The sequence below is a fragment of the Enterobacter sp. PL1 genome (assembly GCF_945957325.1).
Classification (GTDB): Bacteria; Pseudomonadota; Gammaproteobacteria; order Enterobacterales; family Enterobacteriaceae; genus Enterobacter; species Enterobacter roggenkampii.
Genome location: NZ_CAMFKT010000016.1, coordinates 62,697 through 79,568, shown reverse-complemented (window position 1 = coordinate 79,568; position 16,872 = coordinate 62,697). Strand labels below are relative to the sequence as shown.

Genomic DNA, 16,872 nt, shown 5'->3' with positions numbered 1-16,872 from the left:
TACGCATAGTCGTTACGTTAAGCATACACCACGTAAAAGACCGCTCATGGGAGCGGTCCCAATGCGTTTATCGTACCATGCACGGGCGTTTATTGTCGAATGTCCAGTCAGGGATGAGATACTGCATCGCCATCGCATCGTCGCGCGCGCCCAGACCGTGTTTCTGATACAGCTCATGGGCCTTCATGACCTGATCCATATCCAGCTCAACCCCCAGCCCCGGCGTGGAAGGCACCTGCACCATGCCACCTTTGATCTCAAACGGCTGCTTAGTGAGACGCTGATTACCTTCCTGCCAGATCCAGTGGGTGTCGATAGCAGTGATCGTGCCCGGCGCAGCGGCGGCGACATGCGTGAACATCGCCAGCGAGATATCGAAGTGGTTGTTGGAGTGCGAACCCCAGGTCAGGCCAAACTCATGGCACATCTGCGCCACGCGAACCGACCCCTGCATCGTCCAGAAGTGCGGGTCGGCCAGCGGAATATCGACTGACTGGAGGGATAAGGTGTGTCCCATCTGACGCCAGTCGGTCGCAATCATATTGGTCGCGGTCGGCAGCCCCGTAGCGCGACGGAATTCCGCCATCACTTCACGGCCAGAGAAGCCTTGCTCAGCCCCGCACGGGTCCTCCGCGTAGGCCAGCACGCCTTTCAGCTGCTTGCCGATAGCAATCGCTTCATTGAGAGACCAGGCCCCGTTGGGATCGAGCGTCACGCGCGCCTGCGGGAAACGTTTTGCCAGCGCGGTGACGGCTTCCGCCTCTTCTTCCCCGGCCAGCACGCCGCCCTTCAGTTTGAAATCGTTGAAGCCATATTTTTCGTATGCCGCTTCCGCCAGGCGCACCACCGCATCCGGGGTCATTGCCTCGTCGTGGCGAAGCCGGTACCAGTCGCATTGTTCATCCGGCTGGCTCTGATACGGCAGTGGCGTCAGCTTGCGGTCGCCGACAAAGAACAGATAGCCCAGCATTTCCACTTCGCTACGCTGCTGCCCCTCGCCCAGCAGCGACGCAACGTTAACGCCCAGATGCTGGCCCAGCAGATCCAGCATCGCGGCTTCAATGCCGGTCACCACGTGGATAGTGGTGCGCAGATCGAAGGTCTGCAGACCCCGGCCCCCGGCATCGCGATCGGCAAAGGTGTTACGCACGGTGTTGAGGACGTTTTTGTACTCACCCAGCGTTTTGCCCACCACCAGCGGAATGGCGTCCTCCAGCGTGTTGCGGATCTTCTCCCCGCCCGGAATTTCACCCACGCCGGTATGGCCGGCATTGTCTTTGATGATGACAATGTTGCGCGTGAAGAACGGCGCGTGCGCGCCGCTCAGGTTCATCAGCATGCTGTCATGGCCCGCAACCGGAATGATTTGCATGGAAGTGACGACAGGGGTCGTAAAAGTACTCATCGTGTAATCCTTTTTTCAGTGACGTCCAAAAACAGGGCGCTTACGGTCAAATGTCCAGCCGGGAATAAGGTACTGCATCGGGCCCGCATCGTTTCGCGCGCCGCCCGGCAATTTTTTATACGCCTCATGGGCTTTATGGATCCGATCCCAGTCCAGCTCCACGCCCAGGCCCGGCGCATCCGGTACGGCAATCTTGCCATTGATGATTTCCAGCGGATTTTTCGTCAGGCGGGCTTCGCCTTCCTGCCAAATCCAGTGCGTGTCGATGGCGGTCGGGTTACCCGGCGCAGCGGCGCCAACGTGGGTAAACATCGCCAGCGAAATATCAAAGTGATTGTTAGAATGACAGCCCCAGGTGAGTCCCCAGTCATCGCACAGCTGCGCCACGCGGACCGCGCCTGAGAGCGTCCAGAAGTGCGGGTCCGCCAGCGGTATGTCCACGGCGTTGAGCATCACCGCATGGCCCATTTCGCGCCAGTTGGTAGCGATCATATTGGTCGCCACCGGCAGTCCGGTGGCCCGACGGAACTCGGCCATCACTTCGCGGCCCGAGAAGCCCTGTTCCGCGCCGCAGGGGTCTTCCGCATAGGTCAGGACATCCCCCAGCCCTTTGCACAGGCTAATGGCTTCATCCAGCAGCCATGCGCCGTTGGGATCGACGGTGATCCGCGCATCCGGGAAGCGCTTTTTCAGCGCCCGGGCCGTTTCAATCTCCCGCTCGCCGGGCAGCACGCCGCCCTTCAGCTTGAAATCCTTAAAGCCGTAGCGATCCTGCGCCGCCTCGGCCAGCCGCACCACCGCGTCGCTGGAGAGCGCTTCCTGGTGGCGCAGGCGATACCAGTCGTGTTCGCCCGTGGATCGAGCCAGATAGGGGAGATCGGTTTTATTGCGATCGCCAATGTAGAACAGATAGCCCAGCACGGTGACCGCATCGCGCTGTTTGCCGGGCCCCAGCAGTTCGCAGACCGGGACACTGAGCGCCTTCCCCAGTAAATCAAGCAGAGCCGCTTCCAGTGCGGCGACCGCATTGACGCGCAGTTCAAACGTCCAGGCACCTTTACCGAACGTCTCAAAGTCTGCCGACTGGTTGCCCTTATGCACCCGCTGAACCAGCCTGTTCAGACGGGCAATCTCCTGCCCCACGACCTGCGGAATGGCATCGACCAGCGTCTGGTAAATCACCTCTCCGCCAGGGGCCTCGCCCACGCCGGTATTCCCTGCGCTGTCTTTTAGCACGACGATATTACGGGTAAACCAGGCGTTATGCGCGCCGCCAATATTGAGCAGCATGCTGTCCTGCCCGGCCACCGGGATGACCTTCATCTCGGTGACGATAGGGCTCGATTGCGTTGTCATCAGCCACGCTCCGCAACAGGTTTAAGTTCGACGCGTTTGATATCCCCCACCAGCACCAGGTAACTCAGGACCGCCACCAGCGCATGCACACCCACGTAGATTAGCGCACCGTTGAAAGAGCCGGTGGTACCGACGATGTAGCCGATAGCGATGGGCGTCACAATCCCGGAGATGTTGCCGAACATGTTGAACAGACCGCCGCTCAGGCCGCTGATCTCTTTCGGGGCCGTATCCGCCATTACCGCCCAGCCCAGCGCGCCAATGCCTTTGCCGAAGAAGGCCATCGCCATAAAGCCGATAATCATCCACTCGGCATTGACGTAGTTACAGAACACCATGGTCATGGAGAGCAGCATGCCGAGCACGATGGGCGTTTTACGCGCGATGTTCAGTGAACCCGTGCGGCGCATCAGCCAGTCGGAAATCACCCCGCCGAGCACGCCCCCCACGAAGCCACAGATGGCCGGGACCGAGGCAACAAACCCCGCTTTCAGAATCGACATGCCGCGTGCCTGCACGAGGTACACCGGGAACCAGGTGATGAAAAAGTAGGTCAAGGCGTTGATACAGTACTGGCCCAGATAGATCCCGATCATCATGCGCGAGCCGACAAGCTGCCTGATCTGCGCCCATTTCTGGCTGAACGGGACTTTCGCCGTCGAGGATTTCTGATCCATGTTGATCAGCGCGCCGCCTTCAGCGATGTACTCCAGCTCTTTTTTGTTTACGCCAGGGTGCAGGTTGGGTTCGTGGATCACTTTGAGCCAGATAAAGCTGATGACGATCCCGAGTCCGCCCATAAAGAAGAACACGTGCGACCAGCCCACCTCATGGGTTAGCCAGCCCATAATGGGCGCAAAGATCACCGTCGCGAAGTACTGTGCGGAGTTGAAAATCGCCACCGCCGTTCCCCTCTCCTGCGCCGGGAACCAGGCCGCCACAATGCGGCTGTTGCCCGGGAAGGAAGGCGCTTCCGCTAAGCCCACCAGGAAGCGCAGCGTGAAGAGCGCCACGATAATGCCGAAGCCGCTGAAGATATCGACGAAGCCCTGCAGCAGAGTAAAGGCAGACCAGATGAAGATGGACCAGAAGTAGACCCGTTTCGAGCCAAAGCGGTCGAGCAGCCAGCCGCCAGGAATTTGCCCGATGACGTAGGCCCACGAGAAGGCGGAGAAAACGTAACCCATGCCCACGGGATCAAGGCCGATATCTTTTGCCATTTCCGAGCCGGCAATCGACAGCGTGGCGCGGTCACCATAGTTAAAGGACGTGACGATAAACAGCATCACCACTATCCAGTAGCGGGCATTGGTGCGCTTTTCAGCGCTGCTCGCTGCGTGGCTTAATGAACTCATTGTTGCACTCCTGAAACATAGCTTTCGCCTGGTTCATTCTGTACAGCACCGGTAGGGTAAGCAGAATGAGATTGGTTTTTGTCGTTTTGGTACGGCCTGAAGCCGTTTTATCGTGACCGGAAAAGTATATGAAGGAGTGCCTCTTCACCTCACCGTGCAAAAACACAGTATTAAAGGGCGTGAGGGAGGTTGTTTAGGGCATAAGCCCAGAGGAGTGGAAGGTGGTTCACGGAAATGGCGTTTGGTGCGGAGTGTAATGCCGGGTGGCGGCTACGCCTGACCCGGCCTGGAAAACCCGTAGGCCCGCGCAAGCGAAGCGCCGCCGGGCAGAGTGTTATTTGAGAAGTGAGGCCCAGTTCTCCACCCACGGGTTTGATTCGCTTTCTGGCTCCGGGTGCTCGCCCGCATCAATCAGCAGCATCTCGCCGACGCGCTGGGCGCTCTGCTCCTGCAACAGCGCATCGAACTGCTTGCCGCCGCCGCAGAAGTTTGCGTAAGAGCTATCGCCGAGGGCGATGATGCCGTAGTGAACATCTGGCTGATAGCCAAGCTGGTCTTTAATGCCCTGGAACAGCGGCACGATGCTGTCCGGCAGATCGCCCTGCCCGGTGGTTGAGGTCACCACCAGAATGTATTTGTCTTTATACTTTTCCCAGTCTGCCAGCTCCGGATCTTCATAGACCGTGGCTTTATGGCCCTGGCTTGCCAGAATCGCCTCCGCCTCTTCCGCGACCAGCAACGAGTTGCCGTACATTGTGCCGACAAAAATGCCTACTTCAGCCATGCTATTTTCCCATAGTGAATGCGCTTACTCTTCATCCTGAACGTTGCCCGATACAAACTCAACCCTTTCATTTTCGGGGAGTTGTCCGAGCCAGCCAAACTGTGACAGCGCCTGCATCCAGACGTCGTCCAGCCCCGCACGAATAGTCAGCGGCTCGCCGGTAAACGGGTGCGTCAGGCTGAGCTCGCTTGCGTGTAACATCAGACGATGGCAGCCAAAGTGTTCGGCCGCGCTGCGGTTCTGGCGCAAATCACCGTGTTTGCTGTCGCCAATAATCGGGTGGCGCAGATGCGCCAGATGGCGTCGCAGCTGGTGCTTGCGCCCGGTTTTCGGCAGAAGCTCGACCAGGCTGTAGCGTGTGGTCGGAAATTTGCTGGTGGCCACCGGCATTTCCGTGGTTGCCATGCCGCGATAATCCGTCACGGCCGGCTGCGGGCCTTTGTCATCCCGGGCAAATTTATCGCCGATTTTGTCCAGCTCCTCCACCAGCGGATAATCCAGGGTGGCGGACTCGGTCAGCCAGCCACGCACGATCGCGTGGTAGCGCTTCTGGATCTGGTGCTGTTCGAACTGCTGGGCCAGCAGACGGCCAGCTTCGCTGGAAAGCCCCATCAGCAGCACGCCGGAGGTCGGCCTGTCGAGGCGATGGGCGGTAAACACATGCTGACCAATCTGGTCACGAACGGTCTGCATCACCACCACTTTCTCGTCGCGATCCAGCCAGCTGCGGTGCACCAGCCAGCCTGACGGTTTATTCACCGCCACCAGCCACTCGTCCTGATAGAGGATCTCAAGCGTCATGCATCTTCACCGGCAAACAGGGCATCCAGCTTTTCCAGTTCGACCAGCATGACGTCGCGCGCAGGGTGGGTCGCGTCGAGCGCCATTTCATAATAGGGAGAGACAGCAAACGCCTGCGGCAAGGGGTGCCCCCCCTCAAGCAGGGCGTGCATGCGCGGAATTAACACCCACTGCAGCCACTCGAAAGGCGCCAGCGTATCCAGGCAGAAAGGCTGGGTGCTGGCGAACGCTTCTGGCTGCGGCGCGGTCTCCTGCCACAGCTGATGTTGGCGCAAAAGGGCTTCGATGGCGTGCAACTGAGCACGAACGCTATCGTGTTGCGTCATAGTAACCTCAACTGAAAATGTGAACGGCGCGCAGCATAGCATTGCGAAAGGCAGAAATAAAAAAAGGGAGCACTGTAAAAACAGTGCTCCCGGTTCGTTCCGCAGCATTCCAGCTACAATTCGTGCTCCCTGCTCATCCGTGACAACTTTTCCTGAAGCCCGAAGGCCTGGTCATCCGTCTACCTTTCGCATCCTGCACACATCTTCCTGACGTGTTTGTTTCATCCTGAAACGTCCTGGCCTTCCTGACCCACCGACCATCCTGACCGGCTCTCGTTCTCCTTCCTGGAGGTGTCCCTTACGCATCCTGCGTTATCCACTTCGCTTCATCCAGAAGCCTTCCTGCTGCGCCATCCTGACGAGTCCTGTGTGAGAAACGCCATCATCCTGATGTTCGTTTCTCGTGTCGGCTTCCTGTCGACGGAGATAGAATCCGCTATTCCGCTTCGTCTTACAACCCACTCAGCCAGCGTTGTAAGACGCGGGGACTCCCTAATAATAATAGGAGGAACAACTAATTCGTTGAAAAATAGAGTGATATTAATCTGAATTTAATGAGGTAATACTGAATGTTCCAGCGATCTCTCACAAACCTTGTAAGAGATCTCTCACACGCGCTGTAGCAGCATGGATTACAGAAGGGGCTCAAGTCGGGTGAGGAAATCCGCAAGAGAAGGGGCGAGAGTCTCGCGATTGCGGGTACCGATAGTCTCTTTAATCACTTCGCCTGACAGGTTACAGACGGAGATAACGTCCAGTTCGCTGTCCAGCGTGGCGATAAAGAGCGTCGGAGAAAGCTTAAGGCGTTTTTGCGTGACCAGATGACCAATCAGGTTTTCCTGAACACGCTGCAGATCGTCTTCGCTCCAGGTCTGCAACAGCGTCAGCGTCATGTCCGCAAAGCGCGCGGGCATATCCCCTGCAAACTGCGTGGCATAAAACGCATGAACCGCTGGTTGTACCACAATGTCCATTGCCCGTTCAACCGCATTTACATTCTGCTCGCCGTTATTCGGCTTCGGCTGCCAGATCACGTAATCCTCAAGCGAAGAGATAATGCACGGCGAAGGGACGCCATATAAATCAGCACTTTGCGGCCACGTGCCCTGCTTTTCATGCCATGCGTCGCAGTAGCGGGTCGTGAAGGTAGTGAGGGCATTTGCAGTTTCGATGTCCACCGATTTCTCTCTTCTTGTCAGACAGGATAAACTCAGGCCATAAGTGTACCTGTAAAGTGGCTATGAAACATGTCTTACGAAAATCATCAGGCGTTAACCGGCTTAACGCTGGGTAAATCGACCGATTACCGCGATACCTACGATGCAAGCCTGCTGCAGGGCGTGCCGCGTAGCCTGAACCGCGACCCTCTGGGACTGCACGCGGACGCGCTGCCGTTCGTGGGTGGCGATATCTGGACGCTGTACGAACTCTCGTGGCTCAACGCGCGCGGCCTGCCGCAGGTGGCGGTGGGACACGTTGAGCTGGACTATGCCAGCGTGAATCTCGTCGAGTCCAAAAGCTTTAAGCTCTATCTCAACAGTTTTAACCAGACAAAGTTCAACAGCTGGGACGACGTTCAGCGCACCCTGGAACGTGATTTAAGCGCCTGCGCGCAGGGAAAGGTGAGCGTTTCACTGTATCGCCTGCACGAGCTGGAAGGCCAGCCAGTCGCCCACTTCAACGGGACCTGCATCGACGATCAGGATATCGAGGTGGAGAATTATGAATTCAGCGCCGATTACCTCGAAAACGCAGCGAGCGGCAAGGTGGTTGAAGAGACGCTGGTGAGCCATCTGCTGAAATCCAACTGCCTGATTACCCACCAGCCGGACTGGGGCTCGGTGCAGATCCAGTATCGCGGGCCAAAAATCGACCGGGAAAAGCTGCTGCGCTACCTGGTGTCGTTCCGCCATCACAATGAATTCCACGAGCAGTGCGTGGAGCGCATCTTTAGCGATATCCAACGCTTCTGCCAGCCGGAAAAATTGAGCGTTTACGCGCGCTACACCCGCCGCGGCGGTCTGGACATTAACCCGTGGCGCACCAATACCGATTTTGTCCCGGCGACGGGCCGGCTGGTGCGTCAGTAATATAAATATTTTCACAATATGCGCGGTATCTTCCGCGCTTTAGGTTGTGAAACGTCACGCGGCAGGGCTATTGTAATCAACAGGGAAAGACGATAATCGTCCCGTAAGGAGCTCACTTGATTACACATATTAGCCCGCTTGGCTCAATGGATATGTTGTCGCAGCTGGAAGTGGACATGCTTAAACGCACGGCCAGCAGCGATCTTTATCAACTGTTTCGTAACTGTTCACTTGCCGTTCTGAACTCCGGAAGCCTGACAGACAACAGTAAAGAACTGCTGTCCCGCTTCGAAAGCTTTGATATCAACGTGCTGCGCCGCGAGCGCGGCGTGAAGCTTGAAGTCATCAACCCGCCGGAAGAGGCATTCGTCGACGGACGCATCATCCGTTCACTTCAGGCTAACCTGTTTGCCGTGCTGCGTGACATCCTGTTTGTTAACGGGCAGATCCACAACGCAGGCCGTTTCCAGCATCTCGACCTGGAAAGCTCGGTCCATATCACCAACCTGGTGTTCTCTATTTTGCGCAACGCCCGTGCCCTGCACGTGGGTGAAGCGCCGAACATGGTCGTCTGCTGGGGCGGTCACTCCATTAACGAAACCGAATACCTTTATGCGCGTCGGGTGGGCACCCAGCTTGGCCTGCGCGAGCTGAATATCTGTACCGGATGTGGTCCGGGTGCGATGGAAGCGCCAATGAAAGGTGCCGCAGTGGGTCACGCGCAGCAGCGCTACAAAGAGGGACGGTTTATCGGCATGACCGAGCCGTCCATCATCGCCGCTGAGCCACCTAACCCGCTGGTTAACGAGCTGATTATCATGCCGGATATCGAAAAACGTCTTGAGGCGTTTGTTCGTATCGCCCACGGCATCATCATCTTCCCGGGCGGCGTGGGGACAGCGGAAGAGCTGCTCTATCTGCTGGGTATTCTGATGAACCCGGCCAACAAAGATCAGGTTCTGCCGCTGATCCTGACCGGACCAAAAGAGAGCGCCGACTACTTCCGCGTGCTGGACGAGTTTATCGTACACACGCTGGGTGAAGCCGCGCGTCGTCACTATCGCATCATCATCGACGATGCTGCGGAAGTGGCGCGCCAGATGAAAAAAGCGATGCCGCTGGTGAAGGAGAACCGCCGCGATACCGGTGATGCCTACAGCTTTAACTGGTCAATCCGCATTGCGCCGGACCTGCAGATCCCGTTCGAGCCTTCACACGAGAACATGGCGAACCTGAAACTCTACCCGGACCAGCCGGTGGAAGTCCTGGCCGCCGATCTGCGTCGCGCCTTCTCCGGGATTGTGGCGGGCAACGTCAAAGAGGTCGGTATCCGCGCCATTGAGCAGTACGGTCCGTACAAGATCCACGGCGATCCGGAGATGATGCGCCGCATGGATGACATGCTGCAGGGCTTTGTCGCCCAGCACCGCATGAAGCTGCCGGGCTCCGCCTATATTCCTTGCTACGAAATCTGCACATAACGCTTAGCGGCATCTCATCAAAGCCGGGTCGCCCTGTCGCGCGTTCCGGCTTTTTTTATTCCTGATATAATTCATAGGCATCACTTATATCTTTTACAAAATCGCCACAAACGCAAACGATTACCTGTTTTTTTCAACCGTAAATTATCAGCCTTAATCCAAATTACCTGCCAGAAAATACTAAAAACCCATTTCTTTACAGCGAAAGACACCTATATCAAGGGCCAGTCTTTCAGCGCACATGTCGTTGGTGGTAGCCTTCGCGCGCGTAAATTCTCTTTGATGTTTTTTTAACAGATAAATGGTCTAAAGATGCCCATATCATAAGTGGATTATTGCATTTGGGATCGCGATCACTGATAGATTCATAACGAGAATGTATCTTTCCGCCCGCCAATAGTTACGGGCGAAAATTATTAAAAAACCGTCACTGAACGAATTTCATATTACCGTCAGGCACTTTTTCATCGGATTTGACTAAAAACCTGACAATTTGCTTCCTCCAGGAGATACAGATGGAAACCACTCAAACCAGCACCGTTGCTTCGATTGAATCCCGAAGTGGTTGGCGCAAAACGGATACCATGTGGATGCTTGGCCTTTACGGCACGGCAATCGGCGCTGGTGTACTGTTCCTTCCTATCAACGCAGGCGTCGGCGGTCTGATTCCGCTGATCATTATGGCTATCATTGCTTTCCCGATGACCTTCTTTGCACACCGCGGTCTGACCCGCTTCGTGCTGTCCGGTAAAAACCCGGGCGAAGACATCACTGAAGTGGTTGAAGAGCATTTCGGCGTGGGCGCAGGTAAACTGATTACCCTGCTCTACTTCTTCGCGATTTACCCTATCCTGCTGGTCTACAGCGTGGCGATCACCAACACCGTTGAAAGCTTCATGCTGCACCAGCTGCACATGACGCCGCCACCGCGTGCCATCCTGTCTCTGATCCTGATTGTCGGCATGATGACCATCGTGCGCTTCGGTGAGCAGATGATTGTGAAAGCGATGAGCGTACTGGTGTTCCCGTTTGTAGCCGCACTGATGCTGCTGGCCTGCTACCTGATCCCACAGTGGAACGGCGCAGCGCTGGAAACCCTGTCCCTGAGCAGCGCGTCTGCGACCGGTAACGGCTTGCTGATGACCCTGTGGCTGGCGATCCCGGTAATGGTCTTCTCCTTCAACCACTCCCCAATCATCTCCTCTTTCGCCGTGGCGAAACGTGAAGAGTACGGTAATGGCGCAGAGAAGAAGTGCTCCAGCATCCTGGCACGCGCTCACATCATGATGGTGCTGACCGTTATGTTCTTCGTCTTCAGCTGCGTACTGAGCCTCTCCCCGGCGGACCTGGCGGCAGCGAAAGAGCAGAACATCTCAATTCTGTCTTACCTGGCGAACCACTTTAACGCACCGCTGATTGCGTGGATGGCACCGATCATCGCGATGATCGCCATCACCAAATCCTTCCTGGGCCACTACCTCGGCGCACGTGAAGGCTTCAACGGTATGGTGATCAAATCTCTGCGCGGTAAAGGCAAGAGCATTGAAATCAACAAGCTGAACAAAATCACTGCACTGTTCATGCTGCTCACCACCTGGGCGGTAGCGACGCTGAACCCAAGCATCCTGGGCATGATTGAAACCCTGGGCGGCCCGGTCATCGCGATGATTCTGTTCCTGATGCCGATGTACGCGATTCAGAAAGTCCCGGCTATGCGTAAGTACAGCGGTCATGTCAGCAACGTCTTTGTGGTTATCATGGGGCTTATCGCTATCTCTGCGATCTTCTACTCCCTGTACACCATGTTCTGATTCTCACCCGCGCCGTCCCCGGACGGCGCACTCCCTCCTCTCTGACTGAAAGCAATGGACGCATCATGATTAGCGTATTCGATATCTTCAAAATCGGTATTGGTCCTTCCAGCTCTCACACCGTCGGACCGATGAAAGCCGGTAAGCAGTTCACGGATGACTTGATTGCACGCGGCATCCTGCACGACATCACCCGCGTGGTTGTCGATGTATACGGCTCACTTTCCCTGACCGGGAAAGGCCACCACACCGATATCGCCATTATCATGGGCCTGGCGGGAAACCTGCCGGACACCGTTGATATTGATGCGATCCCTGGCTTTATCCAGGACGTGAACACCCACGGGCGCCTGCTGCTGGCGAACGGCGAGCATGAGGTTGAATTCCCGGTTGACCACTGCATGAATTTCCATGCGGACAACCTGTCGCTACACGAAAACGGCATGCGCATTACCGCGCTGGCCGGCGACAAAGCGGTATACAGCCAGACTTACTACTCTATCGGCGGCGGTTTTATCGTCGACGAAGACCACTTTGGTCAAACCAGTACCTCTTCTGTCGAGGTGCCGTATCCGTACAAAACGGCGGCAGACCTCCAGCGCCACTGCCAGGAGACGGGACTTTCCCTCTCCGGTCTGATGATGAAAAACGAGCTGGCGCTGCACAGCAAAGAGGAGCTGGAACAGCACTTCGCTAACGTCTGGGAAGTGATGCGCGGCGGTATTGAGCGCGGGATCACCACCGAAGGCGTTCTGCCGGGCAAGCTTCGCGTACCGCGTCGTGCGGCAGCGCTGCGCCGTATGCTTGTAAGCACCGACAAAACGACTACGGACCCGATGGCCGTGGTGGACTGGATCAACATGTTCGCCCTGGCGGTAAACGAAGAAAACGCCGCAGGGGGCCGTGTGGTCACCGCGCCGACCAACGGTGCCTGCGGCATCGTTCCGGCGGTACTGGCGTACTACGACAAGTTTATCCGTGAAGTGAATGCGAACTCGCTGGCGCGCTACCTGCTGGTGGCCAGTGCGATTGGTTCGCTGTATAAGATGAACGCCTCCATTTCCGGTGCGGAAGTGGGCTGTCAGGGTGAAGTCGGCGTGGCGTGCTCCATGGCGGCGGCAGGTCTGGCGGAGCTGTTGGGCGCAAGCCCGGCGCAGGTGTGCATCGCTGCGGAAATCGGCATGGAACACAACCTGGGGCTGACCTGCGATCCGGTTGCCGGACAGGTACAGGTTCCGTGCATCGAGCGTAACGCGATTGCCTCCGTGAAGGCGGTGAACGCGGCGCGTATGGCGCTGCGCCGCACCAGCGAACCGCGCGTCTGCCTCGATAAGGTTATCGAGACCATGTACGAAACCGGTAAAGATATGAACGCCAAATACCGCGAAACCTCTCGCGGTGGCCTGGCGATGAAGATCGTAACCTGCGATTAAGCCTCTCAGGAAGCCTCGTTTTGCGAGGCTTCTTCCTGTTTTCCCCACCATTCATAGTTTCACGCTGCTGACAGTGTTACCCTTCACGCATTAGATAGAAGGGAGATTATCTGTGGCCGTTCATTTACTTATCGTCGATGCACTTAACCTGATTCGCCGTATCCATGCGGTACAGGGGACGCCTTGTAAAGACACCTGCCTGCACGCGCTGGAACAGCTTATCCGCCACAGTGAACCCACCCATGCGGTCGCGGTTTTTGATGACGAAGCCCGCAACACGGGCTGGCGGCACCAGCGTCTGCCCGACTACAAAGCCGGACGCGCACCGATGCCGGACGATCTTCACGCCGAATTACCCATGCTGCGCGCCGCATTTGAACAGCGGGGCGTCCCCTGCTGGGGCGCACAGGGAAATGAAGCCGACGATCTCGCGGCCACCCTGGCCGTAAAGGTGGCGAGTGCCGGGCATCAGGCCACGATCGTTTCAACGGACAAAGGCTACTGCCAGCTGCTCTCCCCGACTATTCGCATTCGCGACTATTTTCAAAAACGCTGGCTGGACGCGCCGTTCATTGCCAGCGAGTTTGGCGTATCGCCTGAGCAATTGCCGGATTACTGGGGTCTGGCAGGCATCAGCAGCTCTAAAGTTCCGGGCGTGGCCGGTATTGGGCCGAAGAGCGCCGCGCAGTTGCTAACCGATTTTCAGAGTCTGGAGGGCATTTACGCCCGTCTGGACGAGGTGCCCGAAAAATGGCGCAAGAAGCTGGAGGCGCATAAAGAGATGGCGTTTATCTGCCGGGAAATCGCAACGCTACAGACGGATTTACAGCTGGACGGGAATTTACAGCAGTTGCGCTTAGAACGTTAAAACGACTACAGGGTTTTTGTAGGCCCGGTAAGCGCAGCGCCGCCGGGCAAAACAAAGTACGTGCTATCGCTCGTCGCGACGCCCGCCTACGGCCGCCCACCAGCGACGAATATGCACCGTCACCTCTTCGCGGTCGTGATACAGCTGACGCGCCTGGATCTCCACGTTAATCCCGTGTTCGTCCAGTTGCTCCTGAATGTAGGCCAGGTTCTGCGACACCTCCTCATAGCGCTTTTTCATCGGCAGCTTGAGGTTGAAAATGGTCTCGCGACACCAGCCGTTAACCAGCCAGGAGGCCATCAGCGCGGCCACTTTCGCCGGTTTCTCAACCATGTCGCACACCATCCATGAGATGTTGTTGCGGTTCGGGCGATAGCGGAAACCGTCTTCACGCAGCCAGGTGACCTGTCCGGTGTCCATCAGGCTTTGCGCCATTGGGCCGTTATCAACGGACGATACCCACATGTTGCGTTTCACCAGCTGATAGGTCCAGCCGCCCGGGCACGCGCCGAGATCGACAGCGTACATGCCGTTTGCCAGACGCTCATCCCACTCATCCGCCGGGATAAAGACGTGGAACGCCTCTTCCAGCTTCAGCGTAGAACGGCTTGGCGCATCGGCCGGGAAGCGCAAACGCGGGATGCCCATAAAGAAAGGAGAGTTGTTGGTAGTGTACGAGTAGCCCGTATAGCAGCAGCCCGGTGCAATAAAGAAGATATGCACCACCGGACGCTTCGGCGTTTCGTAGTTCGTCAGCACGCCCGCATCACGCAGCGCCGCGCGCAGCGGAACGGTGAACTTACGGCAGAACTTCATCAGCTCTTTACTTTCGTTGGTATCCGCCACTTCAACGCGCAGATCGCCGCCCTTCTCCACCACGCCCTGCAGCATGCCAACGATTGGCGTGATGCGGTCTTCCGGGGGAAGGTCTTTGAGCAGCTCACCCGCGACAAACATCTGGCGCGCAAAAATCAGCGAGCTGAACGGCAGCTCGCGCGCCAGCTTATCCGCATCTTCAGGCTGATAGCATTCGAATACCACATAGCCCGCGTTTTCTTTTACGCGGGCGAAGCCGAAGATTTCGCGCTTCGCCGCTTTATCGGTAATTTCCGCGGCGCACTCTTTCTCAAACCCCGGGCGACAATATAAAACAACCTTATTCATGAACAACGCCCTTGCGTTTCAGACGGATAGCTCCGATAAACATTAATACCCAACCCGCCAGGAAGCTGACGCCACCGACAGGTGTAACAAACGCCCACAGGCGTAAATGCGAAAGTGCCAGACAGTAAAGGCTGCCGCTGAAAAGCACCGTACCCAGCGCCAGAAAGACGCTGCTCCAGTAAAACCAGATGCTGATACGGCGCTGCATCGCCACCGCCAGCCCAAAGATTGCCAGCGTATGGAACGCCTGATATTCAAGGCCGGTCTGGATCCAGCCCATCTCTACAGCGCCCAACGACTTGCTTAAGACATGTGCGCCAAAGGCGCCCAGTGCAACAAAAATAAAGCCACTCACCGCGGCAAAAATCAGCATGAATCGACTGGTCATGTTTAAGTCCTGAATTGATGCGTGCCCGGCACACAAACGTTATTGTTCATACCTGAAGCGGAATTTTTCTTGCTCGCTTGCCGCTTTCGCCAGTATCCACTGCCGGAAGGCGGCTATTTTACCCAGTTCTGCCTGACTGTCATGACAAACCAGATAAAACGCATTCTTGCTGACCAGTACATCATTAAAAGGGCAGACCAGGCGACCTGCCTCTATTTCGGACTGCGCCATGACGTTGTTCGCCAACGCCACGCCCTGCCCGTGAATGGCAGCCTGTAACACCATCGCACTGTGGCTAAAGATGGGTCCCTGCTGCACGTTTATATGTGTAAGACCTAATTGACGGGTATAAGTTTGCCAGTCGCGTCGAGAGGCATCATGCAAAAGCGTATGCTGCGCCAGGTCAGCGGGAGACTTCAGCGCTTTGTCGCCCGTTAATAGCAGAGGGGAACAGACCGGCAGGAGATATTCTGCGTATAATTTCTCAACACGCAAGCCCGGCCAGTTACCGCGCCCATAAAAAATCGCGACATCCACGTCATCGGCCAGCTTGTCTTCCTGACGATCCACGGCCTGGATTCGAACGTCTATCCCCGGATAAGCTGAGTTAAAGCTTGAGAGTCTTGGCACCAGCCACTGAATGGCAAAACTGGGCAATAAACTAACAGTCAGAGCACCTTTTGCACTGCGGGCCTGTAGCTTACGCGTGGCTTCAGTAAGCTGCGAAAAAATCTCTTTAATATCCTGAAAATAGCTCTGCCCCTCTTCGGTCAACAGCAACGAGCGGTTGCGTCGACGAAACAGCTTAAGGCCCAGAAAATCCTCCAGAGACTTGATTTGGTGACTTACTGCGGCCTGTGTCACAAAAAGCTCATCGGCTGCGCGGGTGAAGCTCAGGTGACGTGCTGCTGCATCAAAAACACGTAATGCGTTGAGGGGGGGCAATCGCTTTGACATGGTTATATGGCTTAGATGTTAAAGGAATTTAACAAATAGGAAACAACGTTTAACCTATTAGTTTTTTTTATCTGAGCCATTATAATTTGTCCGTTGAGGAACTACCAGCAAATACCTATAGTGGCGGCACTTCCTGAGCCGGAACGAAGAGCTTTTTTCGGAATGCGTGTTCTGAAGGGCTTTTGGCTTACGGTTGTGATGTTGTGTTGTTGTGTTTGCAATTGGTCTGCGATTCAGACCACGGTAGCAACGCTACCAATTTTTCACTTCCTGTACATTTACCCTGTCTGTCCATAGTGATTAATGTAGCACCGCCAACTTGCGGTGCTTTTTTTTCGCCTGCGATCGGTTAATGCTCGATCTCTTTCATCTCTTTCACGTCCGTGCGGTTGATCTGCTGCTTGTTCCCGTTAGCATCTTTGTACGAAATCATCCCGGTATCGTTATCGGTTGTCGGTTTCCCTTCCGAAACGATGGAACGACCATCGTTGGTGTGCATCACGTAGTTGTTACCGGAACAGGCGCTCAGGGCAAAAGTAAACGCACAGGCAGAGATGATTGCAGCTGTCTTATTCATGATTATTCTCCTTTAGCAATTAATGCTATTCAAACCTCGATTTATAACAGGCTAAAACATCCGCCTAACACTATTT

General features: G+C 56.1%; 16 protein-coding genes. 5 read left to right on the top strand and 11 right to left on the bottom strand.

The features are described 5' to 3' along the window. Positions 1 to 67: 67 nt before the first annotated feature. From gudD to syd, 7 genes are all read right to left on the bottom strand, one after another. Positions 68 to 1,405 (bottom strand): glucarate dehydratase, encoded by a 1,338-nt coding sequence (gene gudD / locus N6P30_RS15570; RefSeq protein WP_023294457.1) that lies wholly within the window; start codon positions 1,403 to 1,405, stop codon positions 68 to 70. Between the two features lie 15 nt (positions 1,406 to 1,420). Then, positions 1,421 to 2,761 (bottom strand): enolase C-terminal domain-like protein, encoded by a 1,341-nt coding sequence (locus tag N6P30_RS15565; RefSeq protein WP_023294458.1) that lies wholly within the window; start codon positions 2,759 to 2,761, stop codon positions 1,421 to 1,423. Continuing rightward, positions 2,761 to 4,116, bottom strand: a complete 1,356-nt coding sequence (gudP, locus tag N6P30_RS15560) for a galactarate/glucarate/glycerate transporter GudP (RefSeq protein ID WP_008499635.1) — start codon at positions 4,114 to 4,116, stop codon at positions 2,761 to 2,763. Before gudP ends, N6P30_RS15565 begins: the two co-directional genes overlap by 1 nt. A gap of 334 nt (positions 4,117 to 4,450) precedes the next feature. Then, positions 4,451 to 4,900, bottom strand: a complete 450-nt coding sequence (locus tag N6P30_RS15555) for a flavodoxin (protein ID WP_023294459.1) — start codon at positions 4,898 to 4,900, stop codon at positions 4,451 to 4,453. A 24-nt stretch (positions 4,901 to 4,924) separates the two neighbouring features. After that, positions 4,925 to 5,701, bottom strand: a complete 777-nt coding sequence (gene truC / locus N6P30_RS15550; RefSeq protein ID WP_023294460.1) for a tRNA pseudouridine(65) synthase TruC — start codon at positions 5,699 to 5,701, stop codon at positions 4,925 to 4,927. Then, positions 5,698 to 6,027 (bottom strand): YqcC family protein, encoded by a 330-nt coding sequence (locus N6P30_RS15545; protein ID WP_023294461.1) that lies wholly within the window; start codon positions 6,025 to 6,027, stop codon positions 5,698 to 5,700. The genes truC and N6P30_RS15545 overlap by 4 nt, the downstream gene beginning before the upstream one ends. A 632-nt stretch (positions 6,028 to 6,659) precedes the next feature. Beyond that, entirely contained in the window at positions 6,660 to 7,205 is a 546-nt protein-coding gene (syd, locus tag N6P30_RS15540; protein WP_008499639.1) for a SecY-interacting protein, read from the bottom strand. Positions 7,206 to 7,274: 69 nt separating this feature from the next. On the opposite strand from syd, the gene queF reads away from it, so the two are divergent. The 5 genes from queF to xni all read left to right on the top strand — a co-directional run bounded on the left by queF (position 7,275) and on the right by xni (position 13,710). After that, positions 7,275 to 8,117: an NADPH-dependent 7-cyano-7-deazaguanine reductase QueF gene (gene queF, locus N6P30_RS15535; protein WP_023294462.1), complete on the top strand. Its 843-nt coding sequence runs from the start codon at positions 7,275 to 7,277 to the stop codon at positions 8,115 to 8,117. A 116-nt stretch (positions 8,118 to 8,233) separates the two neighbouring features. Next, on the top strand, positions 8,234 to 9,598 hold the full coding sequence (ppnN, locus tag N6P30_RS15530; protein ID WP_008499641.1) for a nucleotide 5'-monophosphate nucleosidase PpnN: 1,365 nt from the start codon (positions 8,234 to 8,236) through the stop codon (positions 9,596 to 9,598). A gap of 515 nt (positions 9,599 to 10,113) precedes the next feature. Beyond that, positions 10,114 to 11,409 (top strand): HAAAP family serine/threonine permease, encoded by a 1,296-nt coding sequence (locus N6P30_RS15525; RefSeq protein ID WP_008499642.1) that lies wholly within the window; start codon positions 10,114 to 10,116, stop codon positions 11,407 to 11,409. A 65-nt stretch (positions 11,410 to 11,474) separates the two neighbouring features. Further along, on the top strand, positions 11,475 to 12,842 hold the full coding sequence (gene sdaB, locus N6P30_RS15520; RefSeq protein WP_023294463.1) for an L-serine ammonia-lyase II: 1,368 nt from the start codon (positions 11,475 to 11,477) through the stop codon (positions 12,840 to 12,842). A 112-nt stretch (positions 12,843 to 12,954) separates the two neighbouring features. Continuing rightward, positions 12,955 to 13,710, top strand: coding sequence for a flap endonuclease Xni (gene xni / locus N6P30_RS15515; RefSeq protein ID WP_021241892.1), 756 nt, complete (start codon positions 12,955 to 12,957; stop codon positions 13,708 to 13,710). Between the two features lie 63 nt (positions 13,711 to 13,773). Here the strand turns inward: xni and rlmM are convergent, their stop codons facing one another. From rlmM to N6P30_RS15495, 4 genes are all read right to left on the bottom strand, one after another. Next, the gene (rlmM, locus tag N6P30_RS15510) at positions 13,774 to 14,874 is read right to left on the bottom strand and encodes a 23S rRNA (cytidine(2498)-2'-O)-methyltransferase RlmM (RefSeq protein ID WP_021241891.1); all 1,101 of its coding nucleotides are present in this window, start codon (positions 14,872 to 14,874) and stop codon (positions 13,774 to 13,776) included. Next, a complete protein-coding gene (locus tag N6P30_RS15505) occupies positions 14,867 to 15,262 on the bottom strand; it encodes a DUF423 domain-containing protein (protein WP_008499646.1) in 396 nt (131 codons plus the stop codon). Before N6P30_RS15505 ends, rlmM begins: the two co-directional genes overlap by 8 nt. 39 nt (positions 15,263 to 15,301) lie before the next feature. Next, a complete protein-coding gene (gene gcvA / locus N6P30_RS15500) occupies positions 15,302 to 16,219 on the bottom strand; it encodes a glycine cleavage system transcriptional regulator GcvA (protein WP_008499647.1) in 918 nt (305 codons plus the stop codon). Between the two features lie 349 nt (positions 16,220 to 16,568). Further along, on the bottom strand, positions 16,569 to 16,796 hold the full coding sequence (locus N6P30_RS15495; protein ID WP_008499648.1) for a YgdI/YgdR family lipoprotein: 228 nt from the start codon (positions 16,794 to 16,796) through the stop codon (positions 16,569 to 16,571). Positions 16,797 to 16,872: the final 76 nt, after the last annotated feature.

Coding starts and splice junctions, on each gene's coding strand:
- sdaB (WP_023294463.1), top strand. CDS start 11,475: ATGATTAGCGTATTCGATATCTTCAAAATCGGTATTGGTCCTTCCAGC.
- gudD (WP_023294457.1), bottom strand. CDS start 1,405: ATGAGTACTTTTACGACCCCTGTCGTCACTTCCATGCAAATCATTCCG.
- truC (WP_023294460.1), bottom strand. CDS start 5,701: ATGACGCTTGAGATCCTCTATCAGGACGAGTGGCTGGTGGCGGTGAAT.
- N6P30_RS15525 (WP_008499642.1), top strand. CDS start 10,114: ATGGAAACCACTCAAACCAGCACCGTTGCTTCGATTGAATCCCGAAGT.
- N6P30_RS15545 (WP_023294461.1), bottom strand. CDS start 6,027: ATGACGCAACACGATAGCGTTCGTGCTCAGTTGCACGCCATCGAAGCC.
- gudP (WP_008499635.1), bottom strand. CDS start 4,116: ATGAGTTCATTAAGCCACGCAGCGAGCAGCGCTGAAAAGCGCACCAAT.
- gcvA (WP_008499647.1), bottom strand. CDS start 16,219: ATGTCAAAGCGATTGCCCCCCCTCAACGCATTACGTGTTTTTGATGCA.
- rlmM (WP_021241891.1), bottom strand. CDS start 14,874: ATGAATAAGGTTGTTTTATATTGTCGCCCGGGGTTTGAGAAAGAGTGC.
- N6P30_RS15555 (WP_023294459.1), bottom strand. CDS start 4,900: ATGGCTGAAGTAGGCATTTTTGTCGGCACAATGTACGGCAACTCGTTG.
- N6P30_RS15495 (WP_008499648.1), bottom strand. CDS start 16,796: ATGAATAAGACAGCTGCAATCATCTCTGCCTGTGCGTTTACTTTTGCC.
- N6P30_RS15505 (WP_008499646.1), bottom strand. CDS start 15,262: ATGACCAGTCGATTCATGCTGATTTTTGCCGCGGTGAGTGGCTTTATT.
- queF (WP_023294462.1), top strand. CDS start 7,275: ATGTCTTACGAAAATCATCAGGCGTTAACCGGCTTAACGCTGGGTAAA.
- N6P30_RS15565 (WP_023294458.1), bottom strand. CDS start 2,761: ATGACAACGCAATCGAGCCCTATCGTCACCGAGATGAAGGTCATCCCG.